Below are 22,860 nucleotides of genomic sequence, written 5' to 3'. Positions count from 1 at the left end.
CGCAACCGAATAGTTTTCGCCTGATCGGCAAATTTGATTCACGTCTGGGCGGGTTTGGGCGGAAAGGTCGGCGCTGCGTCGCACACGCGTCCGCCGTATCGCTTCAATACGGCCCGACCCGGTTCTCCGAAAGCTTCGACCGCAACCACCCGCCGAACGCCTGCAGCACCGGGTGGCTCGCCTTGGCGTGTTCCGATACCAGGAAATACGAACGCGGCGATTTGATCGCGATGTCGAAGGGTCGCACCAGGCGGCCCTCGTTCAGCGCCTTGCGGCTGGTCAGCTCGTCGCCCATGGCGATGCCCTGGCCGGCGATCGCCGCCGAGAAGACGAGGTTCATGTCGGAAAAGAAGATGCCGCCCTCGGTATCCGGATTTTCCACCTTGGAGAGCGCCAGCCAGCGCGCCCAGTCCTCGGTGTCGCCGAGATGCAGGAGGTTGGCGCGCAGCACGTCGGCGGGCTTGGAAAAGCCGCCGACCTTGTTGAGCAGCGTCGGGCTGCAGAGCGGCGTGAACGAGATCTCGCACAAAAGCTCGGCCGCGCGGTTTGGCCAGTTGCCGACGCCGAAAGCGATGAAGGCATCGGCGTCTGGATTGCTGACGTCGTCGAGGCGCCTCGGCGTCAGGATGTGCAGCGCGACGTCCGGATACATCTGCCGGAACTCGCCGATATGGGTGCAAAGGAACAGCGAGGCGAAGCCCGGCGTGCAGGAGACGGCGAATGAGCCGCCGACGCCGGTGCCGGCATTGCGACCCACCGCGTCGCCCAGAACGGTCAGCGCCTTGCGCACGTCGCTGGCGTAGCGCTGGCCGCGCGGGGTGAGCGCGACGCCCTTGCCGATGCGCTCCAGCAGGTCGAAGCCGAGGTCGCGTTCGAGCAGGCGGAGCTGATGCGAGACGGCGCTGCGAGTGAGGTGAAGTTCGTCGGCGGCGCGCCAGACGCTGCCATGACGGGCGAAGCTGTCGAGGGCGCGAAGCGCCTGGGTGGAAGGTATGCGCAAGGGACCTCAGGTGAACCGAATTTGCACGAACCGGGAAAACATATCACTTTTTGAAAAGCCGCTTCACTGCTTTCTTCTGGCCATGGAGAAACCGCTGACGACATCGGCGCAAGCGACCGCGGTTGCCTGCCTCGACGACATCCAGCCGTCGCTGTCGGCATGGACGCGGACCATCTTCGACTTCGGCGAGACCGCCTGGCGCGAGTACCAGTCGGCCGCCTGGTATGTCGAACGGCTGAGACAGGAAGGCTTTTCGGTCGAGGAAGGCTCGGCCGGCATGCCGACCGCCTTTTGTGCTCACTGGACGAACGGCGCCGGCCCGACCGTCGGCATGTATGCCGAATACGACGCCGTGCCCGGCAACTGCCAGGATGCCGCCACGGTGAAGCGGCCGCGCCCGGGCCTCGGCTTCGAGGCCGGCGGCCATACCGATCCGCATTCAGGGCTGGGCATCGTCAGCCTCGGCGGGCTGCTCGCCGCAAAGGCGGCGATGCAGCGCCACGGCATTCAGGGCACGCTGCGCTTTACCGGCGAACCGGCGGAAAAGGTGAGGGGTTCGAAGCCGATCCATGCCGCAAGGGGCTATTATGACGGCCTTGCCGGCATGATCTCCTTCCATCCCTTCTACATGCTGCCGCTCTGCAACACGGCGCGCTGGGACACGCATTGCGGCGCCGCTTACGCGATGATCTACCGCTTCATTTGCGACGAGCCCGAAAACTGGGTTCGCGCAAGCGATGGCGCGCCGATCCCGCAGGCGCATTCTGCGGTCCGCGCGCCGGGCGCCAACGACGCGCTGATGACGATGTACATGGCCTCCAAGGCGTTGCGCGATTCCATGCTGCCGCATCAGGGCGGCTGGTCGATCAGCGAGGCGATCCTGACGGCCGGCCAGGCGACGGCCGACAATCTGCCGGCGGGCATGGCCGAGATCCAGTACATGATCCGCGTGCCTACCATTGCCATGGCCGAGCAGGTTACCGCGGTGCTCGACCGCAATGCGGCGGCCGCCGCTGCGATCAGCGGCTGCCGTTTTGAGCGCCACTGGGTCTCGAAGTCGCGACCGGGCCTTGCCAATCACGCCATGGCCGACATCACGTATCAGGCGCTTTCGACCGTCGGGCCGCCGCGCTGGGACGAGGCGGCGAGAGCCATCGCGCGCGAGATCCAGGTCAATGCCGGCGGCAAGGCGACGGAGAACCCGTTCATCGACGAGCTGGAGCGGCTGGTTTCGCCACAGGAGGCAGAGGCGATCCTGCGCCGCCACCTGCCGCCGTCGCAAACCAATTCGACCTCGGACGACTACACCGACATGAGCTGGCACGCGCCGACCGCACGCTTCTATGTCGCCCGTCCGGCGCTGCGTTCCGCGAACGGCCAGGCCTATCCGGCCTGGGTGATGAATGCGCTCGGCGGCATTGCCGCCACCATCGATCCGATGGTGACCTGCGCTTCGAAGACGGTCGCGCTGACGGCGCTCCGCCTGCTCGAGGACAAGGCCGCACGCGACGCCGCCATGGACGAGTTCGTTGCCCGCACCGGCGGCGGTGTCGGAGGCTCGAACTGGACCGCGCCGCTCTGCGACTACGAACCGCCGATCAACTTCCGCTGGCCGGAATATGTCACCACCGCGCGAGGGCGCGACTGGTGGATCCCGGCCGCTTCCACCGCATGACACGCAACTCTTTCAGTTCGAGGAGAACCCCATGACCGTCCATGACCGCATCGTCGCCGAACCGTTCTCGTTGCAGCGCCGCAACCCGGCCGGCGGCACCGAGCCGCTGACCGCCTGGGGCTTCGCCAACGAGACCGATGTCTTGACCGACGTTCTGCTCGGCTCGCCGAATTTCCTGCGCCATCTGTCGACCAGCTCGCTGTCGAGAAAACATCTGCGCGAGGCGCCCTGCAACGTCCAGATCGCCCAGGCGCAGCATAAGGACCTGGTCGCGGCCTACGAGCATTTCGGCGTCAACATCCACTGGCACGAGCCGACGCCGGAACTGCCCATGCAGGTCTATTCGCGCGACTCCAGCGTCATGACCCCTTACGGCGCCATCATCACCGCCATGGCCAATTGGTGGCGGCGCGGCGAGAACTATGCCGCCATCCGCACCTATGAAAAGCTCGGCATCCCGATCTACGACATGGTCACCGCCGGCACCTTCGAGGGCGGCGACTTCAACGTCATCGAGGACGGCGTGGTCCTGATCGGCTGCGGCGGCGCACGCACCCAGGAGGAGGGCGCCCGCCAGGTGCAGGCCTGGTTCGACAAGGAAGGCTGGGAGACCCGCATCGCCTTCATCGACGAATACTATGTCCATATCGACCTGATGGTCGTGCCGATTGCCGAAAAACTCACAGCGGTCTGCCTCGCCTGCACCGAGCCCGGCATCGTCGACTGGCTGAAAGGCAAGGGCCACGAGATCATCGACGTGCCCTTCCAGGACACGATGGCGCTCGGCTGCAACTTCATGTCGCTCGGCAAGGACAGGGTGATCGCGCCGACCTCGAGCCAGACGCTGATCGGCCAGTTGAGGGCGCGGGGCTTCGAGGTCGCGGCCGTCGACATGAGCGAGATCTCCAAGACCGGCGGCGGCATCCACTGCATGGCGCAGGCGTTGAAGCGCGAGGCGGCGTAAGGCGGCGCTTCGGCCGGCACACAGGAACGCAAATGGCGGGCGTCGGCGCCCGCCTTAACTTGCGTGATTGCTAACATAAGAGCACACTAAAAACAGAAAGGGGGGCTCGTCCACAAGATCGGGAGGAAATCATGAATGCCATGAGCTTCACTACCCTTGAAGGCGGCAAGACGACGCTCGGTGCCGCCGCCCTCGAAGCACTTTCGGCACAGATACGCGGCACGGTGCTGCGCGAAGGCGACGCCGCCTACGATGGCGCGCGCAGCATCTGGAATGCGATGGTCGATCGGCGGCCAGGGCTGATTGTCTGCTGCGTCGGCGCATCCGACGTCGTAACGGCCGTGAATTTCGCCAGGGAAAACAGACTTCTCGTCTCCGTGCGCGGCGGCGGCCACAACATCGCTGGCAGCGCCGTCTGCGACGGTGGCCTGATGATCGATCTGTCGATGATGAAGTCGGTGCGGGTCGATGTCCGGGCACGGCGGGCATGGGTCGGACCCGGCGCCACGCTTGCCGATGTCGACAGGGAAACACAAGCCTTTGGACTGGCGGTGCCGACCGGCATCAACTCGACCACCGGTATTGCTGGCCTGACCCTGGGCGGCGGCTTTGGCTGGATCACCCGCAAATTTGGGTTGAGCATCGACAATCTCGTTTCCGCCGACGTGGTCACCGCCGACGGCAAGCTGCTACGCGCCAGCCAGAGCGAAAATCCCGACCTGTTCTGGGCGCTGCGCGGCGGCGGCGGCAATTTCGGCGTCGTCACGGCGTTCGAGTTCCAGCTCCATGAGTTCGGGCCGCAGGTGCTGTCGGGGCTTGTCGTCCATCCCTTCGCCGATGCCGGGAAAGTGCTGCGGGAATATCGCGAGGCGCTGGAAGATGCGCCCGACGAACTGACCTGCTGGGTGGTCATGCGGCAGGCGCCACCGCTGCCTTTCCTGCCGGCCGAATGGCACGGCAAGGAGGTGCTGGTGCTGGCCATGTGCTATTGCGGCGACATCGAGGCCGGCGAGAAGGCGACGCGGAAACTCCGCGCCATCGGCTCGCCGATCGCCGATGTCGTCGGGCCCAATCCGTTCACCGGCTGGCAGCAGGCCTTCGACCCGCTGCTTGCGCCAGGCGCCCGCAACTACTGGAAGAGCCATGACTTCACCGAGCTTTCAGATGGCGCGGTCGCGATCACCACGGCGGCGATTGCGAAGCTTCCGGGTCCCGAATGCGAGATATTCTTCGGCCATGTCGGCGGGGCGGCCGGTCGCGTCAAGGCAGATGCAACGGCATTTCCGCAGCGCAGTTCGCATTTCGTCATGAACGTCCACGCCCGCTGGCGCGAGCCGGCAATGGACAAGGCCTGCATCGACTGGGCTCGCGGCATCTACGAAGCAGCCAAGCCCTTTGCCGCCGGCACGGCCTATGTGAACTTCATGCCGGAGGACGAGGTCGACCGGGTCGAAGCGGCCTATGGCGGCAACTATCGCCGGCTGCTGGAGATCAAGCAGCGCTATGACCCGCAAAACCTGTTCCGCATGAACCAGAACCTGCGTCCGAAGGAAGGTCTGCGGGCCGCCTGAGGCCAGTCATCCGTCGGCGCGACGACGCGGCCAACCGCGCAGCAGCGCCGACGGACTGCAAGTTGACGGCGCGACAAGGCCCCGACACTGCTTCCGGCAAAGCTCTTGCCGCATGGGCTTACGCGGCGCGTCGAGCGCATCCGGCCGCTCCTGCAAATGTCCGTTGAGCAAGATCTCTCCTTCAGCGCCATCGGCCTGGTTGCCGCTTTCGGGATCGACGGCGTTCCCGGCCGAACCTACAGTGACGGCCCCCGACACCCTCGAGTCTGCCCGGAGCCGCCCATGGACAGCCGCCTCGACCACATGATCGCTCGCCTCACCACCCAGCGCCGGGCGCTGGAGCGGGCGGCGGAGGAGATCCGGGGCCTGCCGGGCCCGGTGCTGGAGATCGGCCTGGGCAAGGGCCGAACCTACAGCCATTTGCGCAAGCTGTTCCCGGAGCGCCGGATCATCGCCTTCGACCGCGACCTGCACGCCCCGGCCGATGCAGCGCCGGCCGGCGCCGACCTGGTGCTGGGCGATTTCCGCGAAACGCTGTCCGCCTTGTCCGGCCGCGCGCCCGCAGCCCTGGCCCATGCCGATTTCGGCAGCGAGGACCGCGCCCGTGACGCTGCCCAGGCAGGCTGGCTGGCGGCGCTGATCGACGGGTTGATGGCACCGGGCGGCGTGGTGGTCAGCGACCGGGCGATGCAGTCGCCGCGCTGGACAGCCCTGACCTTCGACACGCCGGACTGGCCGTATTTCCTCTGGCGCGTGAACTAGCCGCCACCATTGCTCACTTCGTATTTCGTCATGAACGTCCACGCCCGCTGGCGCGAGCCGGCGATGGACAAGGCGCGCGTCGACTGGGCTCGTGGTGTCTACGAGACGGTCCCAAGGAAGGTCTGCGGGCCGCCTGACGCTAGGCATTCGTCGGCGCGACGACGGGGGCAACCGCGCAGCAGCGCCAACGGCGCTCAGCCTATCACCGCCGGCGTATCGTCATAGCTCACCGACACCAGCTCCGGGTGGCGGTGGGCAAGTGCGAGGATCTGCGTCTCCAACTCGCAATTATAGGCCATCAGCGCCTTCACCGTTTCCAGCGGGCTCGCATAGCGGGCGATCAGCTTCTCAGCTTCGGCCTGCAATTCCGCCTGCGCTTCGGCATCAAGATGCAGGATGCTCATTGCCGCCTCCTTGAAGCCTGCAGTGCATCCAGCCGCTCCTGAAGGTCGCCGTTGAGCACGATCATCTCCTTCAGCGCCTTCACCGCATCGCCCTTGTGGAGCGCGATGAACTTGTCGGCCACGGCCTGAAGCGCCGCCTCCTGGCGGCTGTCCAGCGTCACGATCTGGTCCATCCCGGCACCTCCTGATGTGTCACTTGGTGAGTGAACAAAAAGGGAACAAAAATGTCAAGGACGAATTGACCGGAAGAGGAATGCGTTCCTATTATTAGGCATGCCTGATACTGACGGAAGACGAAAGCGCGGCGGCGGACGACGGCTCAGCAATGCCCATGAGATCGGGCAGCTCGTGCTCGTCCGCTGCGGCCTCTGCAACGTCAAGCGCTGGTATCAGCCCGACGACCTGCAGAAGATTTTCGGCGACATCGAACCTGACCTCGTCGGCAGCAAGATGCGCTGCGAGCGCTGCGGCAAGAACGAGTTCATGCACGCCGAGACGCAGAGCCCGACTGCGCGGGAAAGGCAGGGCATCCGGGTGAGGCGGCTTGCCGAAATAAGGACGGTGCGGCGGGTGGTGTGGAAGGACGAGCAGTAGGGAAGGCGGCTTTCGACCCTTTGCCGTCGTTCAGTTGCGAGCGTCGCATGAAGGAAGGCGTTTGGAGAGCGGTCATCGCGAGACGCGTGCGTTCACTCCAGCTTGGTGGTCCAGGCACCTATCTCCGATCTCCCCATCAACGTGCCGCCGGTACCGACCTCCGAAAGGATACGGTCAGCGAGTGCGAAGGGCTCGACCTGCGAAGCTGCCACGATCCCTAGCCTCTCCATGGTCGGCAATTGTGTCTCCACGAGATCGGTCACAAGGTGCACAACGTCAACTGCGCGTGGTCCTGACGAGATGACCGCCTCCAACCTCAGGATCGGCGAGGGCAAACCAGCATCTTCAAATAGAGAGGCAAGTCGCGCACCGAGGCGCACCTGCGCTCCCGCACCCTCGATTGTACGGCTGAGCCACCTGCATACCTGGTCGTATGTTGGCGACGGGGGCGACGAACGAGCGCCATCCCAATCAAGTTCGTGGAACACGACGACCCCACCGGGCCGCAAATGACGGACGATCTGTCGGAGCGACTGTGCTGGATCGGGCATGAATTGCAGAACGTAGCGACCAACTATCGCATCGAATGGTTCGTCAAAGTTCAGTTCAGCCGGATCGCCGTGTCTAAAGGAGATTCTGCCTGACTCGGCATTCCTGGCGCGTAGTTCACCCCGTTCGACGGCTGCAAGGGCAAGGTCAGTACCTACAACCTCTCCAGTCGGCCCAACGAGTTCGCTGCAGAGAAAGGCGACATCGCCAGCCCCGCTGCCGATATCGAGGATACGCATACCTTTTGCGATCCCGGCGGCTTCCAGAAAGCGACGCGTGATCGGATCGATCAACCGCGCCTGGGTACTGAGGCGGTGCAGTTCGGCCTCGGCATGCCCCAGCACATAGTCGGTATCGTTCATCGACCCCCCAAGATGCCTAATTCTAGCACCGATCGCACGTTCGCTACGTCCAGCGCCAGTGTCTCGACTTGGCGCTAATGGCTCGTTCCTTCCTTGAGCCGTCTAAAACAACGACCCCTGCGCCGGCGGCTCGGCGGGAAACTTGATCTGCGTCGCCGGCTTTTCGACGATCACCAGCGCGTCGTCCGGGGCAGGGCGCTGCAGCTTCTTCGCGTCCGACCACGGCGCGGTGAGCCATGTCTCGGTCTCTTCCGGCGTGGTCAGGATCACCGGCATCGCCTTCTCGTGGATCGGTGCGATCAGTGCGTTGGGCCTTGTGGTCAGGAAGCCGTAGAGCTGGTGGTCGCCCGGACCTTCCTTGACCTTGCGCACGCCCTGCCATTGCGTCCACAGGCCGGCGAAGAAGAACAGCGGCCGCTCTTCGCCGAGCGCAAACCAGAAATTCTTCTGGACGCCGGTTTCGGGGTCCTTGTCGCCTGGCGTCGGCGAGGGCTCGGCGAAGCTCGTCACCGGCACAACGCAGCGGTTCTCGATGCCGAGGTAAGGCATCCAGTGGCCATATTGCGGATTGCGGATGTTGGTGGTGCCGGGATCGGCATTGCCGCGCATGCGCTCCGCCGGCGTCGGCATGCCCCAGCGCAGACTGGCAAGCTCGCGCGCGCCGTCGGCGGCGTTGCGCACCACCGGGCCGAACTGGTTGGGATAGATGTCGATCGAGGGTTCGAGGTTGCCCAGAATATCGCGCAGGGTGCGCGTCCACTGGCGGATCGCCTCCTGGCTGGTCGTGATGTTGTAGAGGTTGCACATCGGCAGCGTTTCCCGGCTGTCGATTGATCCCGCATTTTCCACGAAAGCGCCAGTGCCAGGCGCCGCCGGCGAGTAACGTGCCGCCAGCGGCGCTCGCCGCGATGATCTTCGTGCCATGCCGTGACGGGCTCAGCCACAACCAGGCGGAGTATGTGGAACCAGCCGACGCGATTGGGCGTGAACTGAGGGCCGTCTCGGGCTGCTCAACCCCGGCGCGTTGACAGAACCGGCGAAGCAGCGGAGAATCGGGCTTCCGCTCAAGGAGGGATTCCGTGAAGAAGACCTACGCAAAGCCGACACTGCTCAAAGCCGGAAAGCTTGGAGCGCTTGCCGCGGGCGTTTCCTCGAAGGCTCCCTGAGCGGAAGCTTCTCTCGCCTCAACCGATCGCCGGGGCGTCATCATCGCTTCAGTAGCGATCCTTCGCGGTCCCCTCTGGCCCGCAGGCACAGGAAGGCGTCCACCGCCTTGCCGGCGCAGCTCGTCGGCGCCCTGGTGCGTACTTTCATCTCATCTTCGGAAGTTAGGTGGCCCGGCCGCCGAGGGGGGGTGATGTATGGGTTGGCCGCCGGGCCTGACCGGCTTCTGCGACCTCGCCGGCTTGTCTGAACATGCGCTCATGCTAATACGAGGGCAATAGCGACCTAGGGCCTAGGACCAACGTGTACGGCCTTGATTCTCCTCAGTCCTCGACGGCGTGCCCGGCGTTGTCCCCGGCCGGAATTGCCTCAAAACGAAGAGATGGAGCGGTTCAGCGTTTCCATGAAGCGATGAGACGTTCTCGGGCAGGAGCGTCGATGAAACGGAAAGATCGAATCCCGACGCCAAGGCGCGGTCCCGGCGTTTCCGCGTTCAGAATCCGAAGAACTGCCGGCCGACGAGATAGCCGAGCGCCACGACGACCAGCGGAAACAGCGCCGGCGCCACCTTGCCGGCCAGCGAAGGCTTGACCTCGTGGATCGGAGAGCTGGGGGTGGCGTTGTTGAGGCTCTTGGTCATCATATTAGCGTCTGCTCAACAAGTTAATTTTTAGCAAACACCGCGACGGAAGGCCGTGCTCACTCCACCTTCTGCCGGAATTTCGAATGGCAGCTCGAACAGTCCTGTAGGATCATATGCAGGAGATGTTCCGCCGGCAGTGTGGCCGGATCAGGCTGCACGGCATTCGGCCGCTTGCCGAGCAGGCTGCCGCCATCCATCGGCAGTATGGCGCCCATGCGCATGTCGCCGGTGATCTCGACCGGCGCCTTTTCGGCCTTGGCGGCGAGTGCCGAGGCGAGCCCGCCGATGTGACGGGCGAGCGCCTCGAATTCCGGCCGCGCTTGGTCGATCTCCGCCCTGGCGCCGGAAGGCGCGCCAAGCGTGCCCTGCGGGAATTCGCCGATCAGGGCAGGGCCGGTGCGGGCGCGCAGCGCCTCGGCCGCCGCCTTGAAGCCGGCAGCTTCGTAGGGACGCTTGCCGTCGAACATCTCGGCGATGGTCTTCGCCGCTGCCGCCATAGCCTTCATCGAGGCCTGGCGGGTGGCCACGATCGCATCGCCCGAGGCGGCGGCCAGCGGCGAAGAGAGCACCAGCGAGCCGGCGAGCGCCAGCATCACCGCCCCGGAAGCGATGCCGGCCCTCATGCCGTGACGTCGAGCACGCCCATCATGCCGAGCTGCTCGTGCTCGAGGATGTGGCAGTGATACATGCGCTGTCCCGGCCGCTCCTGGCGCAGCAGCAGCCGCACCGTCTCGCCGCGCGCCACGTTGACCGTGTCCCTCCAGGCAAGGAAGGGCGGCTTCGAGACCTTGCCGTCGCGCTCGTGCTCGATCACCTGGAATTGCGTGCCGTGGACATGGAAGGGATGGTCCATGTCGGCCTGGTTGACGATCTCCCAGAGCTCGGTCTCGCCGGCCTTGCCGACGATGTCGACGCGCGCCATGTCGAAGGCCTTGCCGTTGATCAGGAAGCCCATCTCCATGCTGGTGGCGTTCATCGCCATGGTCTCGGTGAGGACGAGGCGCCGAGAGAGCGCGGGCGCGGGAAGGGGCGCGAGCGGCCGCAGCCGTGCCGGCAGCGGCGGCATCGCTTCTCCCGCGTCTTCGGAGACGTCGACGGTCAGCAGCGTCAGCCCCGCATCGGCGGGGCGGCCAGGTCCCATCCAGCCGCGATCGTAGTCGAGCGTGTACAAGGTGACGGGGCCTGGCCTGTCGAAGGCGACGACCAGCTCGATGCGCTCGCCCGGGCTGAGCAGGATCTCGTCGGCCGCCACCGGCGCCGCCAGCAGCCCGCCATCCGAGCCGATGATGGTCATCGGCGCGCCGTCGAAGGCGAGCTTCAGGAAGCGCGCATTGGTGGCATTGTAGAGGCGCAGGCGCCGTTTCGCGGCCTTGGCCACGGCGAGCCGGGGGTTCTTCTGGCCGTTGACCAGCACATGGTCGCCGACGCGGCCGTTCATCAGGTCGTTCATGTTGCTGGCGGGCATCGAGCCGTCGGCGGCGAGCCTGAGGTCGGTGAACACCAGCACCGTGTCGCCATATTCGGCCGGAACGGGATCGGCCTTGGCCTTGACGACGAAGGCGCCGGCCAGGCCGCGATAGACCTGCTCGGCCGTCCTGCCGTGCGGATGCGGGTGGTACCAATAGGTGCCGGCCGAGCCTTCCGGCAGCTCGAAGGCGTAAACGCGGTCGGTGCCCGCCGCCACCGGGTCCATCGGATTGCCGTCCTGGTCGGCCGGCACCGGCATGCCGTGCCAGTGGATGGTGCTTGCCTCGCCTTCGATGCGGTTGGCGAAGGTAATCTCGACGCGGTCGCCTTCGAAGGCCTCGATCAGTGGGCCGGGACTCGTGCCGTTATAGGCGAGGATCGGCGTGTCTTGCCCTTCGGCGAACCGCGCGACGGCCGGTTCCGCCGTCAGCCGGGCCTTGAACAGGCCGGGCTGGCCGGCCTCGTTGGCGAGCAGAGGCAGGCCGCGCAACGGCTGGCCTTCGGGCAGGGTGACGGCGCCTTGCGCCATCGCGCCCATGTCGTGTCCGGCATGGCCACCCATGTCCATGCCGGGCATGGAGTCCATGTTTTTCATCTGCGCCAGCGCGCGCGGGCTCGCCAGAACCGTCGCCAGGCCTGCCGCCAGAAAACCGCGTCGATGCATGTTTTGCTCCTGGATAGTGAGGGAAGTCCGCCGCCGGATTCCGTCACGCTAAGGGTTCCAGTTGCTGGAAGGTCAAGGGGAGTCGCGCCGGGCAGGAATGGACCGGCCGGACCGGCTTTTTTGGGGGCTATTGCCCCAATCTTGCGAAGGGCGGTCACCCATGCTGGCTGGTCCAGAGCATTCCAACCGCGCATTTCAGCACCTGGCGTGCGGTCGCATTTTAACCCTAATCCACCTCTAGCCGGCTGAAGGCGTTGCGGTTCCAATGTTCACGGTTTCTTGACAGAGGCCGGAAAAACGGGCAGCAAAGCGGGTGAGGGAGAGCATTTTTACCGTGGCGCAGACCATGGAGGGCTCTTTTTTCGTATGGACCGTCGCCGTATCGGCGATTGGTGGAGGGATTGGTTAACCATCTTTGTCCATCTTTTGAATCAATCGGCAACAGACGCGTGAAGGTGCAGGGGGCACCAGGCGAACTGTGATCGTGACGGGTGCCAGGTCCGCGAACCGGCATGCCGATTGAGAGTGGTCGTATGGCGTTTTTGCGTTTGAAGAACCGGGGTGACGCTCCTGAAGAAGGGGTAGCTTCGAAGAAATCTGGTGGTCGTCGTTGGGTTGTGGTGCCTGCTGTCGGCGCCGCGCTTGCCGTTTGGTCCGTGGCGACCATGGCGGGCCTCTATTCGATGGGCACCTCGCTCACCGCCGCTTCCAACGGACTACCGCGGAGCCTGCTTGCTCCGGGAAGCATCGCGCTTGCCGATCCGCGCCGCGCGCTCGCCAATTCCTGGACGCTGCCGCTCCCGGCGGGCGCCTCGCACCGGCAGGCGCTGCTAGGCCGTTGCGATGCCGGCTGCGTGCGCCAGGCCGCGAATTTCTCCCATGACGGCAAGACGGCGCGGCTTGTGCCCGCCAGGCCCGACAGCGTCGCGCCGAGGACGGCCGTGCCGCAAACCGTGGCGCTTGCAGCCCCCGTTGATCGCTTCGACAGCGTCGTCGCCAGGACAAAGCTGTCGCCGCGAAAGCTCGCGGATGCCTTCGCCCGCGCACAGGACAAGCCGTTCCTTCTGGCCAGCCTGCCGGCCGATGCCCGCTTCGCCGAGCCGGTCCGCCTGCCCGACGAGCAGGGCCCGGCTTCGGTGCGCTTCGGCCCCCCGGTGGCGGAGATCGAACGCTCGTCGCGCCTGGCCCTCGCGCTGGCCAATGCAATGCCTGAGGCCGACATGCTGGCGCCGCCGCCGTCGGTGGCGCTGGCCGTGCCCGGCGCGCAACAGGAATCTCAACAGGCCGAAGTCCAGCTCGCCTCGCTGCCGCCGCAGGACGAGATGCCGAATGAAATTCCGTTGCCGGCCTACCGGCCACGGGCGCAGATCGAGCAGCCGGATCAATCGCCAAAAGCTCAGACCTCCAGGGCACCAAGCACCGAGGCGTCACAGGAGCAGGCCCCTAAGGCGGAGGCTTCGAGGACCGGCAAGACCCAGTCTGCCAAGGCTGCGGACGTGCAGTCCGGCAAGGTGCCGGCCCTGTCGCTGCGCAGCTCGGAGCAAGCGGCGGTGCCGGCCCTGCCGGGCGTGCAAGCCAGCCAGGGCAAGCCGGCCAAGCCGGGCAAGCGGTCGAAGCCCCAGGACGCGGAAATGCTGGCCTACGCCAAGCCGGACATGCCTGAACGCGGCGCGGGTGGCGTCTTCGGCAACCTGTTCACCGGCAGGCCGAGCGTCGGCAATGGCGTCGCCGTCTACGACATCGCGGCCAGGACCGTCTATATGCCCGACGGCTCCAAGCTTGAGGCTCATTCCGGGCTGGGCTCGATGGTCGACCAGCCCCGCTTCGTCAACAAGAAGAATGTCGGCCCGACGCCGCCCGACACCTACAATCTGTCGATGCGTGAATCGCGCTTCCATGGCGTCGAGGCGATCCGGCTGACGCCGACCAGCGGCAAGAACAAGTTTGGCCGCGACGGCCTGCTTGCCCACACCTACATGCTGCGTGGCGGCCGCGCCGAATCCAATGGTTGCGTCGTCTTCAAGGACTATGCCCGCTTTCTCGCCGCCTACAAGAAAGGCAAGATCAAGCGCCTGGTGGTGGTGCCGCGCATGTCGAAGCCGCTGGTCCAGGTCGCCCAGGAAGGGCGGGACGGCTAAGGACTTTCAGCTTGCTGGCACCGTTTGCACTCGACTTGGAGCGGATCATGTCAGTTCCGAGCGTGGCGATGGCTGCCCATTGCGTCGCCGAAGGCAAGACGCCCACGACATGAGCGTCGAGTTTCCAGGATCTAAGCTGAGATGAACCGAAGAGGGGGAACCGCCCCCTCTCGTAATGCATATATGGCGCACCCGGGACTTGCGGCAAGACCCCGGCCATGGCGTATGAACGCTGCCCTCGACCTGGATTTTAGGGAAAGGGAGTTCCTGAATGCGGATTTTGCTGTCGACTTACGGTTCGCGTGGCGATGTCGAACCGGTGGTGGCGCTCGGCGCGCGGCTGCAGGCGCTTGGTGCCGAGGTGCGGGTGAGTATCCCCGGCGATGAGGAATTCGCCGCGCTGTGCGCCCGCGCCGGCGTGCCGCTGGTGCCGGCCTTCGCACCGGTGCGCGAATGGGCGAAGGAGATGGTGCGGCGCCGATCTTCGGCGTCGCCCGAGGGGCTGGCCGCGCTCATCTCCGGCCAGGCGGCCGAGATCGTCGCCAGGCAGTACGATGCGCTCATGCCGGCCGCCGAAGGATGCAATGCGGTGGTGGCGTTAGGCCTGTTTCCTTCCTGTGCCGCGGCACGCGTGGTCGCTGAGCAACGGGGCATGCGCTATCTGCTTGGCACCTTCTGTCCTATCTGGCTGCCCTCGGCGCACAACCGGCCGCATGAATATCCAAGCCATCCGCTTCCAGCCGGGGTGACCGATAACCGGCTGCTGTGGGAGACGGATATCCGGACCAAGAACGCGCTGTTCGGCGGTGCCATCAACCGCCACCGCGCCTCGCTCGGATTGCCGCCGGTAGCGAATGTCCGCGACTATGTCTACGGCAATCCTGTCCTGCTCGCCTGCGACCCGACGCTTGGGCCGTGGCTGGCCTCGGACCTGATCGACGCCGTGCAGACCGGCGCCTGGATACTGCCGGACGAACGGCCGCTCCCGGAGGGACTGGAAGCCTTCCTCGAAGCCGGCCCGCCGCCTGTCTATGTCGGCTTTGGCAGCATAGCGGTCTCCAGGGAGGCCGGCCGCGTGGCCATCGAGGCGATCCGTGCCAAGGGTCTGCGCACGGTGATTGCACATGGCTGGGCCGGGCTTGAGCCGATCGACGAGCGGGACGATTGCTTCGCCGTCGGCGACCTCAACCAGCAGGCGCTGTTTGGCCGCGTTGCCGCCGTCATGCATCACGGCGGCGCGGGCACCACGATCACAGCCGCCCGGGCAGGGGCGCCGCAGGTGGTCGTGCCGCAGATCGGCGACCAGCCCTATTGGGCCGGCCGCGTCGCCGAGCTTGGCATCGGGGCGGCGCATGACGGGCCGAAACCGACCGTGGCGACATTGTCGGCGGCCCTTGCGACGGCGCTTGCGCCGGAAACCCGCAGCCGTGCGGCCGCGCTCGCCGGCACCATCCGGGGCGACGGAGCGGCGGTGGCCGCCAGGCGCTTGCTCGACGACTTGAACCAGCGCGGCTCGTGACCTTACTGCTTCAGTTCCGCCAGCGCCCTTTCGAGCGGCGCTGGCGAGATCTGGATCGGGCCGGAGAAGGGTATGTCCATGTCCATGATCAGATAGAGCGCGGCGGCGACCAGCGCCGCCGAAACGATGAAGGTGCTGACCACGGTGGCGTTGCAGGGCGCCCTGAAGCCGAAGCTGGCGAAGATCAGCATCAGCCAGGCGACCAGGAGCGCGATCAGCGCTCCGGGGATGGCGCCCTCCGACTGTTCGGCCAGCACCCAGCGCGATTCGATCACCTTCTGCAGCTGCTGGCGGGCTTCCTGCAGCATGGCGATGTGTTCGTCATCGGGCGGCGTCAGCGCCCGCAGCTGGTCGCCGACATTGTTGAGCAAAAGCTCCGACAGCCTGTTTGCGACGATCGGGGTTTTCTGGCTGGGCGAGGTGGCGTCGACGACGCGCTGCACATAGGCGATCAGCGGTTGGCGCGCGGCCTGCGTCTCGGGGCCGTATTGCCTGAGCGACCTGTCGAGCAGGATTAGCTCCGTCGCATAGGCATGGACGTTGTGGTCGATGGACTCGAATGTGTTCTTGGCCGAGTTGATCATCAGGCCGAGCACCAGCGAGGTCATCACCACGAACAGATTGGCGGCGAGCCGCACGATCGCGCTGGTATCGTCCTGGCGGTGATGGGGCGGAAACCGGCCATGGATCAGCAGGCTGGTGAGCGAAGCCCCGGCCAGGCAGACAAAGATCGCGACCCCAAGCAGTGCCTCGCGCATGGCGGCCATTGTAGCCGAGGCGCGACGTTTGCCAAAGGGTTGCCCAGCAGCGTTGATTCAGGGTGGCAGCACATGGGCCTATGTCGTTGTTGGCAAAGGATGCTTTCGGGTCGGCGCATTCGCTGGCGAGGGCCTCCGCGAATTCGTCGTCCATTCGCAACCACTTCGAAAAGCGCTTTCAATGCCGGCCGAAGGCTCTATGTATGGGCCAGGGGCGGGTCGGCTCCGGTTTCACCACGAGGATGTCATGACAATACGCGCTGTCGTCTGGGGTGAGAATATCCATGAGCGCACCAATGAGGTGGTCGCATCGATCTATCCCGAAGGGATGCACACCACGATTGCCAACGCGCTGAAGACCGACCCCGGCATTTCCGCCTCGACCGCGACGCTGGAGCAGCCCGAGCACGGCCTGCCCGAGGCCCGCCTTGCCGAGACCGACGTGCTGGTCTGGTGGGGCCACAAGGATCATGGCGCCGTCGCCGACGAAGTGGTCGAGCGGGTGGCGCGCCGCGTCTGGGAGGGGATGGGGCTGATCGTTCTCCATTCCGGCCATTTCTCGAAGATCTTCAAGCGGCTGATGGGCACGCCCTGCACCCTGAAGTGGCGCGAGGCCGGCGAGCGCGAGCGGCTCTGGGTGACCAGCGCCAGCCATCCGATCGCCGAGGGCCTCGGCGAGTTTTTCGAGCTCGAGAACGAGGAGATGTATGGCGAGCAGTTCGCCGTGCCGGAGCCGCTGGAAACGGTGTTCATCTCCTGGTTCCAGGGCGGCGAGGTGTTCCGCTCGGGGCTGACCTATAGGCGCGGCGCCGGCAACATCTTCTATTTCAGGCCGGGCCACGAGACCTATCCGACCTATCACGACGCCACAGTGCAGAAGGTGCTGCGCAACGCGGTGAAATGGGCGCATAACCCGCAAGGCGCGAAGCGCGCCATCCACGATGCCCCGAACGTGCCGGTCGACAAGGCGCTGGAGCCGATCGTCGAGCGCGGCGGCAAGCTGCACGCTGATGGCGAGGCCGGCTTCCGCTAAAACGTTCCCGGAAAAGAGCGCAGCGGTTTTCCGTCTGGAATTGCGTAGCGATAACGCTTAGAGCAAATTCACCCAGTCTTTGAATCGAACCAATTCGCCCGGAGGAGCACAATGCGGCTTTTGATACTCGGTACCGGCTGGATGGCGCAGGAGCATGCCCGCCGCTTCAGCGCCATCGAGGGCGTCGACATTGTCGGCGCCGTCGATGTCGATCCGGCCCGCGTCAGCGAATTCGCCGACAGTTTCAAGATCCCCAACCGCTTCACCACGCTGGAGGAGGCGCTGAAATGGGGTGAATTCGATGCCGTCGCCAACGTCACGCCGGACCGCATCCACCATCCAACCACCATGGCGCTGATTGCCGCCGGCAAGCCGGTGCTGTGCGAGAAGCCGCTGGCCGAGAATTTCGGCAAGGCGAGCGAGATGGCGGATGCGGCGGAGGCAGCCGGCATCGTCAACATGGTGAACCTCACCTACCGCAACGTCGCGCCTTTGCAGAAGGCGCGCGCCATGGTGCAGGCCGGCGAGATCGGCGCGGTTCGCCATGTCGAGGCCTCCTACCTGCAGAGTTGGCTGGTGTCGAAATTCTGGGGCGACTGGCGCACCGATCCGAAATGGCTCTGGCGGCTGTCGCGCGGCCATGGCTCGAACGGCGTGCTCGGCGATGTCGGCATCCACATTCTCGATTTCGCCAGCTACGGCGCAGCGCTCGACATCGACCATGTGTTCTGCCGCCTGCGCGCCTTCGACAAGGCGCCGGGCAACCGCATCGGCGAATACGGGCTCGACGCCAACGACAGCTTCGCCATGACGCTGGATTTCTCCAATGGTGCCTTTGGCGTGGTGCATGCCAGCCGCTGGGCGACCGGCCATCTCAACGAGCTCAGGCTGCGCATCTATGGCGACAAGGGCGGCATCGAGGTGGTGCACAATCTCGAAGGTTCGCTGCTCAAGGCCTGTGTCGGCGCGAATGCCGAGACCGCGAAATGGGAGGTGCTCGACGCCGGCACCGTGCCGACCAACTACCAGCGCTTCGTCGAGGCGGTGAAGAGTGGCGTCCAGCCCGAGCCGTCCTTCCGCCACGCCGCCGAGTTGCAGAAGGTGCTCGACCTGGCGGTGGTGTCGGACGAGAAGCGAGCGGAGCTGCGGGCGCACGCCGACACGCAGTGAGTGTGGAGCGCCAGGGCCAACTGGGTTCGCCTTATCGTTGCCAGAAGGGCAGCTTGGCGATCTCTTCCTCGACCTGCCGTCTCGTCAGACCGATATCGTCGATCAGGTGCGGATTGGTCTCCGAAATCCGCTTGAGATCCCAGCGAAAGCGGGCTTGCTCGCGGAATGCCGCGATCATGCTTCGCAGGGTCGCCAGGCGCCGCAGCGGTGCCCACCCGACCGGCGCTGCCCGATGCTGCATCGATGCAAAACTATTGTTCATTGCAACCTCCTTTAGTTTGAGGCCCATGCGATCTGGGGGCCTCGACCTGAATGAGGTTGAATTCTGCAGGATGCCGGCAGCGGCGTAATTAAGCCGTCCCAAATAGTTCTCAAAACTTCCAAATCGGCTATAGATCAGCCCATGCAGGGATCGCGCTTTGCCTTTGGTCCGTTCGTGCTCGATCCGGGTGCGGGAACGCTCCTTCGGAACGACGATCCTGTTGCCGTCGGCTACCGGGGGCTGAAGCTGCTTGCGGCGCTCGCCGGGCGGCCGGGCGAGATCCTGGCCAAGGCCGAGTTGATGGATGCGGCGTGGCCGGGCACGGCCGTCGAGGAAGGCAACCTCACCGTCCAGATCGCGCAGCTCAGGAAGCTGCTCGGTCCGGCCGCGGACGGCGGTGAATGGATCTCCACGGTGCCGCGCGTCGGCTACCGCTTCGCCGGGGCCATCGAACAGCTCGACGAGACCAGGCGCAAACCCTTGCCGCTGCCCGACAAACCGTCGATCGCCGTGCTGCCCTTCGTCAATTTCAGCAATGACCCCGAGCAGGACTCCTTCGCCGATGGCTTGACCGAAGACCTCATCACCGACCTGTCCCGGAATGCCGGCCTGTTCGTCATCGCGCGCAACTCGACCTTTGCTTACAAGGGCAAGGCGATGGATGTGCGCGAGATCGCCGAGGACCTTGGCGTGCGTTACCTGCTGGAGGGCAGCGCTAGGCGCGCCGCCGGACGCGTGCGCATCAACGCGCAACTGGTCGACGCGATGAGTGGCGAGCATCTGTGGGCGGAACGCTTCGATCGCAGCCTGGAGGATATCTTTGCCGTTCAGGACGAGGTGACGGCCAAGATCGTCGAGGCGCTGCTCGGCCGGCTGCGCGCGCCGCCGCCGCGCAATCGGCCCAGCAACATCGAGGCCTACGATCTATGTGTGCAGGCGCGAAAGCTGATCGAGGGGTCGCCGCAGACGGCGCGGGAGGCGCATCTGATGCTGACGCGCGCTGTGTCGCTCGATCCAGACTACGCCGAGGCCCATCGCTGGCTTGCCATGAACCACTGGATGCAATGGGTGCATTGGGGCGAACCCATCGAACCCAACCGCGGCCTCGCCCTGGAACTGGCGCGCAAGGCCGTGGCGATCGATCCCAACGATGCCGGCTGCCGCTGGGTGCTCGCCAACCTGCTGGCCTACGAGCGCCGTTTCGACGAGGCGGATACGGAATTCGCCAAGACCTTCGAGCTCGACCCGAATGAGGCCGACGCCTGGGCGACCTTGTCCGACATTACGGTCCTGGCCGGGCGGGTGAAGGAGGGTCTTGAGTACATCCGCAAGGCGTTTCGACTGAACCCGTTTCCAGCAAGCTGGTACTATCTGCTGCTCGGCGCGGCGCAATATGCGGCAAACGACTACGAAGCCGCTGTCGAGACGCTGCGCAAGGAAGAGACCTATCGCACAAGCTCGCGCCGTTTCCTGGCGGCAAGCCTTGCCCAGCTTGGCCGGCTCGACGAGGCGCGTGCGGAGGTCGAGATGTTCCTCATCGCCAATCCGCATTTCACCACCAGCCACTGGGTTGCGACCGAGCCGTTCCGCGACACGGCGACGCTCGAACATTTCGTCGACGGCTTCCGCAAGGCCGGCCTTCCGGACTGAGGCACCGGCGTGACCGCCAGAACGGCGTGGCCTAACCTTCGTTACGGCCTGCGGCGTCGCGATCGCGCTCGTAGCGTCTGGCGAGCGGAAACGGCGGCAACCAGGACTCGCGACGGACGGTCCAGAGCTCGTAGGTCGGCACAAGCTGGTCAGGGGCATCCAGGGAGCCCAGGTGAACTTCGATCTCGTCTCCGGTGCGCGCGAAGACGGACGAGCCGCAACGCGGACAGAAATACCGCCCGGCGTAGTCGCGTGTCTCGCCCTCGATCGTCACCGCCTCCTGCGGGAACACAGCGGCGGCATAAAAGAGCGCTCCGTGATGCTTGCGGCAGTCGAGGCAGTGGCAGATGCCGACCCGATACGGGGCACCTGACGCCACAATGCGGACGTTGCCGCACAGGCAGCCGCCGGTGATTGGGTCCATGCCATGTCTCCTTCAAAGTCAAGCGGTCGCAATGGCTACAACGAAGGGCACCGTCACGGCAATTGCCCGCCCGATTGCCGGGCGCCTCGCACAATTGTTTCAATCGTTTCTTGAAGCGTGGTTCGGGCCTTTTCGTGCTCTATTGCGGCGAGCGAACACGGGAGACGTCTCTTGACCGACTACATCGCTTTGCCGAAAGCCGAGGTGCACATCCACGTCGAGGGCTGTTTCGAGGCCGATGACGTGATCCGCAACTGCGAGGAGTCCGGCATTCCGCTGCGCGCGCCGCGCGACAGGCTGTTCGAGGCGCATGACCTGAAGAGTTTCCTCGAGATGCTCGACTGGCTGTGCGGCACGTTCCGCACGCGCGAGCAGCTGGCGACCACGGCCTACAAGTTCGCCCAGCGCATGGCCAGGAGTGGCGTGCGCTATGCCGACGTCATCGTCAACCCGACCCACTGGCCGCACTGGCACAACAACATCCCGGGCATGATCGACGCGTTCGACGCCGGCTTCGCGGCGGCAGAGCAGGATGGGCACCCGCCGGTCGGGCTTTGCGTCAGCCTGCTGCGCAGCCAGTCGGCGGAAGAAGCGATCGAGCTGGTGGAACTGTTGAGCGGGCTCAGGCATCCGCGCGTGGTTGCGCTGTCGATCGACGGCAACGAAGCCGCCGCCGGCCGGACCGGTCCGCGCTTTGCCGAGGCGTTCCGTCGTGCTGGCGCGGCGGGCCTGCGGCGGACCGTCCATGCCGGCGAGTCGAGCGGTCCGGAGGGCGTGCGCGACGCGATCGAACTGCTTGGCGCCGACCGCATCGACCACGGCGTGCGGGCGATTGAGATGCCGGACCTTGTCGACCTGCTGGCTGAAAGGCAGATCCCGCTTGGCGTCTGCCCGGTCTCCAACGTCACTCTCGGCCTCTACCGGTCGATCGCCGAACACCCGATCGACGCCTTGCGTAAGGCCGGCGTTCCCGTCTCGATCAACACCGATGATCCGGCGCTGCTCGACACCACGCTGGAGGCGTCCTATGACGCCTGCGCCGAGGCTTTCGGCTGGGATGGCGAAACCATCCGCGATCTCGCCGCGACATCGGTCAGGGCGAGCTATGCCGACCCCGCGGTGAAGGCACAAATCCTGGCGGATCTGGCGGCCTGGCGCGCCTGACAAGGGCCGTCATTTTATCGAGGCAACGGAAGCTGAGAAGCCAGCGGTTCGAGGCCCGAACAGAAAAAAAGGCGTCTCAATTGATTGATCCTCAACCCATCACGAACGAAAATATCCTGAGGATTCTGGGTATCGTTCTCGTCGAAATTCGCGCGACCGATGATCTACCCAAAGCACGTATGCTTGCAGACTCATTTCACAACGCGCCGGCCATGATCGCGTCCGGCGTTGATCCGCAAGATACGTGGAGAAGCATTTTGAATACCGCTCGCAGGCTTGAGATGGAACGATATGTTGTCTCACTCTTGAACCACGTTCAGGTGAGACAAGTTTCAAACTGACCCACTACCAAGCCGCAGCGCTCCCGTGACAGGCGAGAGTATCCTTCCGCCGCGCTTCCGAACTCAATAAGGTGCCGATCTGCGCTGACCCGGACGAGCCCGGGCGGAGCTGAAAGGAGCCGGTCATGGTCACCCGTCGCGCGGAATGCTCTTGCGGCCAGCTTTCGGCCGTCTGCTCGGGCGAGATCGTGCGCATTTCCGTATGCCATTGCCTGGCCTGCAAGCGGCGCACCGGCAGTGCCTTCAGCTACAATGGCCGGTTCAAGGAAGGTGACGTGGCGATCCACGGGCGAGCGGCACAATTCACGCGCGTCGGCGAGCAGGGCGGCCGCGTCAGCTACAGCTTCTGCCCGGATTGCGGCACCACCGTCCACTACCGCATCGACACCCAGCCCGGCGTGATCGCGATTCCCGTCGGCGCCTTCGCCGACCCGTCCTTCCCGCCGCCGTTCCAGTCCTTCTACCACGACAGCCGGCGCTGCGAGTGGGTCGAAATTCGCGCCGAGCCTCTGACGAAATTCGGCTGACGCTGAGTTGAGGGCAGCGAGATCTAAACGGCTGATCTCCCCCGCAAGTGGGGAG

General features: G+C 65.3%; 23 protein-coding genes. 12 read left to right on the top strand and 11 right to left on the bottom strand.

Going from position 1 to position 22,860, the window contains the following annotated elements; translation table 11 throughout:
* Window positions 1-103: 103 nt before the first annotated feature.
* Entirely contained in the window at window positions 104-1,000 is an 897-nt protein-coding gene (locus tag JG743_RS22965) for a LysR substrate-binding domain-containing protein (RefSeq protein WP_202293004.1), read from the bottom strand.
* An 82-nt stretch (window positions 1,001-1,082) separates the two neighbouring features.
* Here JG743_RS22965 and JG743_RS22960 point away from each other — a divergent pair, with 82 nt between their 5' ends.
* From JG743_RS22960 to JG743_RS22945, 4 genes are all read left to right on the top strand, one after another.
* Window positions 1,083-2,675, top strand: a complete 1,593-nt coding sequence (locus tag JG743_RS22960) for an amidohydrolase (RefSeq protein ID WP_202293003.1) — start codon at window positions 1,083-1,085, stop codon at window positions 2,673-2,675.
* A gap of 31 nt (window positions 2,676-2,706) precedes the next feature.
* Window positions 2,707-3,639, top strand: coding sequence for a dimethylarginine dimethylaminohydrolase family protein (locus JG743_RS22955; protein ID WP_202293002.1), 933 nt, complete (start codon window positions 2,707-2,709; stop codon window positions 3,637-3,639).
* Between the two features lie 131 nt (window positions 3,640-3,770).
* A complete protein-coding gene (locus tag JG743_RS22950; protein WP_202293001.1) occupies window positions 3,771-5,210 on the top strand; it encodes an FAD-binding oxidoreductase in 1,440 nt (479 codons plus the stop codon).
* A 282-nt stretch (window positions 5,211-5,492) separates the two neighbouring features.
* The gene (locus JG743_RS22945) at window positions 5,493-5,972 is read left to right on the top strand and encodes a class I SAM-dependent methyltransferase (RefSeq protein WP_202293000.1); all 480 of its coding nucleotides are present in this window, start codon (window positions 5,493-5,495) and stop codon (window positions 5,970-5,972) included.
* A gap of 194 nt (window positions 5,973-6,166) precedes the next feature.
* Here JG743_RS22945 and JG743_RS22940 read toward each other — a convergent pair whose 3' ends face one another.
* Both JG743_RS22940 and JG743_RS22935 read right to left on the bottom strand, forming a co-directional pair.
* A complete protein-coding gene (locus JG743_RS22940) occupies window positions 6,167-6,376 on the bottom strand; it encodes a hypothetical protein (RefSeq protein ID WP_202292999.1) in 210 nt (69 codons plus the stop codon).
* Window positions 6,373-6,549 (bottom strand): hypothetical protein, encoded by a 177-nt coding sequence (locus JG743_RS22935; RefSeq protein ID WP_202292998.1) that lies wholly within the window; start codon window positions 6,547-6,549, stop codon window positions 6,373-6,375. Before JG743_RS22935 ends, JG743_RS22940 begins: the two co-directional genes overlap by 4 nt.
* A gap of 100 nt (window positions 6,550-6,649) precedes the next feature.
* On the opposite strand from JG743_RS22935, the gene JG743_RS22930 reads away from it, so the two are divergent.
* Complete coding sequence (locus JG743_RS22930) at window positions 6,650-6,970, top strand: hypothetical protein (protein ID WP_202292997.1); 321 nt, start codon at window positions 6,650-6,652, stop codon at window positions 6,968-6,970.
* Between the two features lie 92 nt (window positions 6,971-7,062).
* On the opposite strand, the gene JG743_RS22925 is transcribed toward JG743_RS22930, so the two are convergent.
* From JG743_RS22925 to JG743_RS22905, 5 genes are all read right to left on the bottom strand, one after another.
* The gene (locus tag JG743_RS22925; protein WP_202292996.1) at window positions 7,063-7,881 is read right to left on the bottom strand and encodes a class I SAM-dependent methyltransferase; all 819 of its coding nucleotides are present in this window, start codon (window positions 7,879-7,881) and stop codon (window positions 7,063-7,065) included.
* Window positions 7,882-7,983: 102 nt separating this feature from the next.
* Complete coding sequence (locus JG743_RS22920) at window positions 7,984-8,688, bottom strand: SOS response-associated peptidase (protein WP_202302903.1); 705 nt, start codon at window positions 8,686-8,688, stop codon at window positions 7,984-7,986.
* Between the two features lie 850 nt (window positions 8,689-9,538).
* Window positions 9,539-9,688, bottom strand: a complete 150-nt coding sequence (locus JG743_RS22915) for a hypothetical protein (protein ID WP_202303173.1) — start codon at window positions 9,686-9,688, stop codon at window positions 9,539-9,541.
* Window positions 9,689-9,744: 56 nt separating this feature from the next.
* Complete coding sequence (locus JG743_RS22910; protein WP_202292995.1) at window positions 9,745-10,311, bottom strand: cytochrome c; 567 nt, start codon at window positions 10,309-10,311, stop codon at window positions 9,745-9,747.
* Window positions 10,308-11,819, bottom strand: coding sequence for a multicopper oxidase family protein (locus JG743_RS22905; protein WP_202292994.1), 1,512 nt, complete (start codon window positions 11,817-11,819; stop codon window positions 10,308-10,310). Before JG743_RS22905 ends, JG743_RS22910 begins: the two co-directional genes overlap by 4 nt.
* Before the next feature lie 665 nt (window positions 11,820-12,484).
* Between JG743_RS22905 and JG743_RS22900 the strand changes: the two genes are divergently transcribed.
* Both JG743_RS22900 and JG743_RS22895 read left to right on the top strand, forming a co-directional pair.
* Window positions 12,485-13,957, top strand: coding sequence for a tlde1 domain-containing protein (locus JG743_RS22900; RefSeq protein WP_244672884.1), 1,473 nt, complete (start codon window positions 12,485-12,487; stop codon window positions 13,955-13,957).
* 271 nt (window positions 13,958-14,228) lie between these two features.
* Complete coding sequence (locus tag JG743_RS22895) at window positions 14,229-15,476, top strand: glycosyltransferase (protein ID WP_202292992.1); 1,248 nt, start codon at window positions 14,229-14,231, stop codon at window positions 15,474-15,476.
* A 2-nt stretch (window positions 15,477-15,478) separates the two neighbouring features.
* Here the strand turns inward: JG743_RS22895 and JG743_RS22890 are convergent, their stop codons facing one another.
* Window positions 15,479-16,234, bottom strand: a complete 756-nt coding sequence (locus tag JG743_RS22890; protein WP_244672883.1) for a bestrophin-like domain — start codon at window positions 16,232-16,234, stop codon at window positions 15,479-15,481.
* Window positions 16,235-16,481: 247 nt separating this feature from the next.
* Here JG743_RS22890 and JG743_RS22885 point away from each other — a divergent pair, with 247 nt between their 5' ends.
* Both JG743_RS22885 and JG743_RS22880 read left to right on the top strand, forming a co-directional pair.
* Entirely contained in the window at window positions 16,482-17,267 is a 786-nt protein-coding gene (locus JG743_RS22885) for a ThuA domain-containing protein (protein WP_202292990.1), read from the top strand.
* A gap of 111 nt (window positions 17,268-17,378) precedes the next feature.
* A complete protein-coding gene (locus JG743_RS22880) occupies window positions 17,379-18,437 on the top strand; it encodes a Gfo/Idh/MocA family protein (RefSeq protein WP_202292989.1) in 1,059 nt (352 codons plus the stop codon).
* 31 nt (window positions 18,438-18,468) lie between these two features.
* Here the strand turns inward: JG743_RS22880 and JG743_RS22875 are convergent, their stop codons facing one another.
* Window positions 18,469-18,699 carry a DUF1127 domain-containing protein gene (locus tag JG743_RS22875; protein ID WP_202292988.1) on the bottom strand — a complete coding sequence of 77 codons (231 nt, stop codon included), beginning with the start codon at window positions 18,697-18,699 and terminating at the stop codon, window positions 18,469-18,471.
* Between the two features lie 141 nt (window positions 18,700-18,840).
* Between JG743_RS22875 and JG743_RS22870 the strand changes: the two genes are divergently transcribed.
* Entirely contained in the window at window positions 18,841-20,349 is a 1,509-nt protein-coding gene (locus tag JG743_RS22870) for a winged helix-turn-helix domain-containing tetratricopeptide repeat protein (protein WP_202292987.1), read from the top strand.
* Between the two features lie 31 nt (window positions 20,350-20,380).
* Here the strand turns inward: JG743_RS22870 and JG743_RS22865 are convergent, their stop codons facing one another.
* A complete protein-coding gene (locus tag JG743_RS22865; RefSeq protein WP_202292986.1) occupies window positions 20,381-20,773 on the bottom strand; it encodes a GFA family protein in 393 nt (130 codons plus the stop codon).
* Window positions 20,774-20,944: 171 nt separating this feature from the next.
* Between JG743_RS22865 and add the strand changes: the two genes are divergently transcribed.
* Window positions 20,945-21,937, top strand: a complete 993-nt coding sequence (gene add, locus JG743_RS22860) for an adenosine deaminase (protein WP_202292985.1) — start codon at window positions 20,945-20,947, stop codon at window positions 21,935-21,937.
* A gap of 466 nt (window positions 21,938-22,403) precedes the next feature.
* Window positions 22,404-22,805, top strand: a complete 402-nt coding sequence (locus tag JG743_RS22855; RefSeq protein WP_202292984.1) for a GFA family protein — start codon at window positions 22,404-22,406, stop codon at window positions 22,803-22,805.
* The last annotated feature ends 55 nt before the right edge of the window (window positions 22,806-22,860 follow it).

The organism is Mesorhizobium sp. 131-2-1 (assembly GCF_016756535.1).
GTDB lineage: Bacteria > Pseudomonadota > Alphaproteobacteria > Rhizobiales > Rhizobiaceae > Mesorhizobium.
The sequence above is the reverse complement of the archived record's forward strand: the minus strand, read 5'-3'. Positions and strand labels throughout refer to the sequence as shown.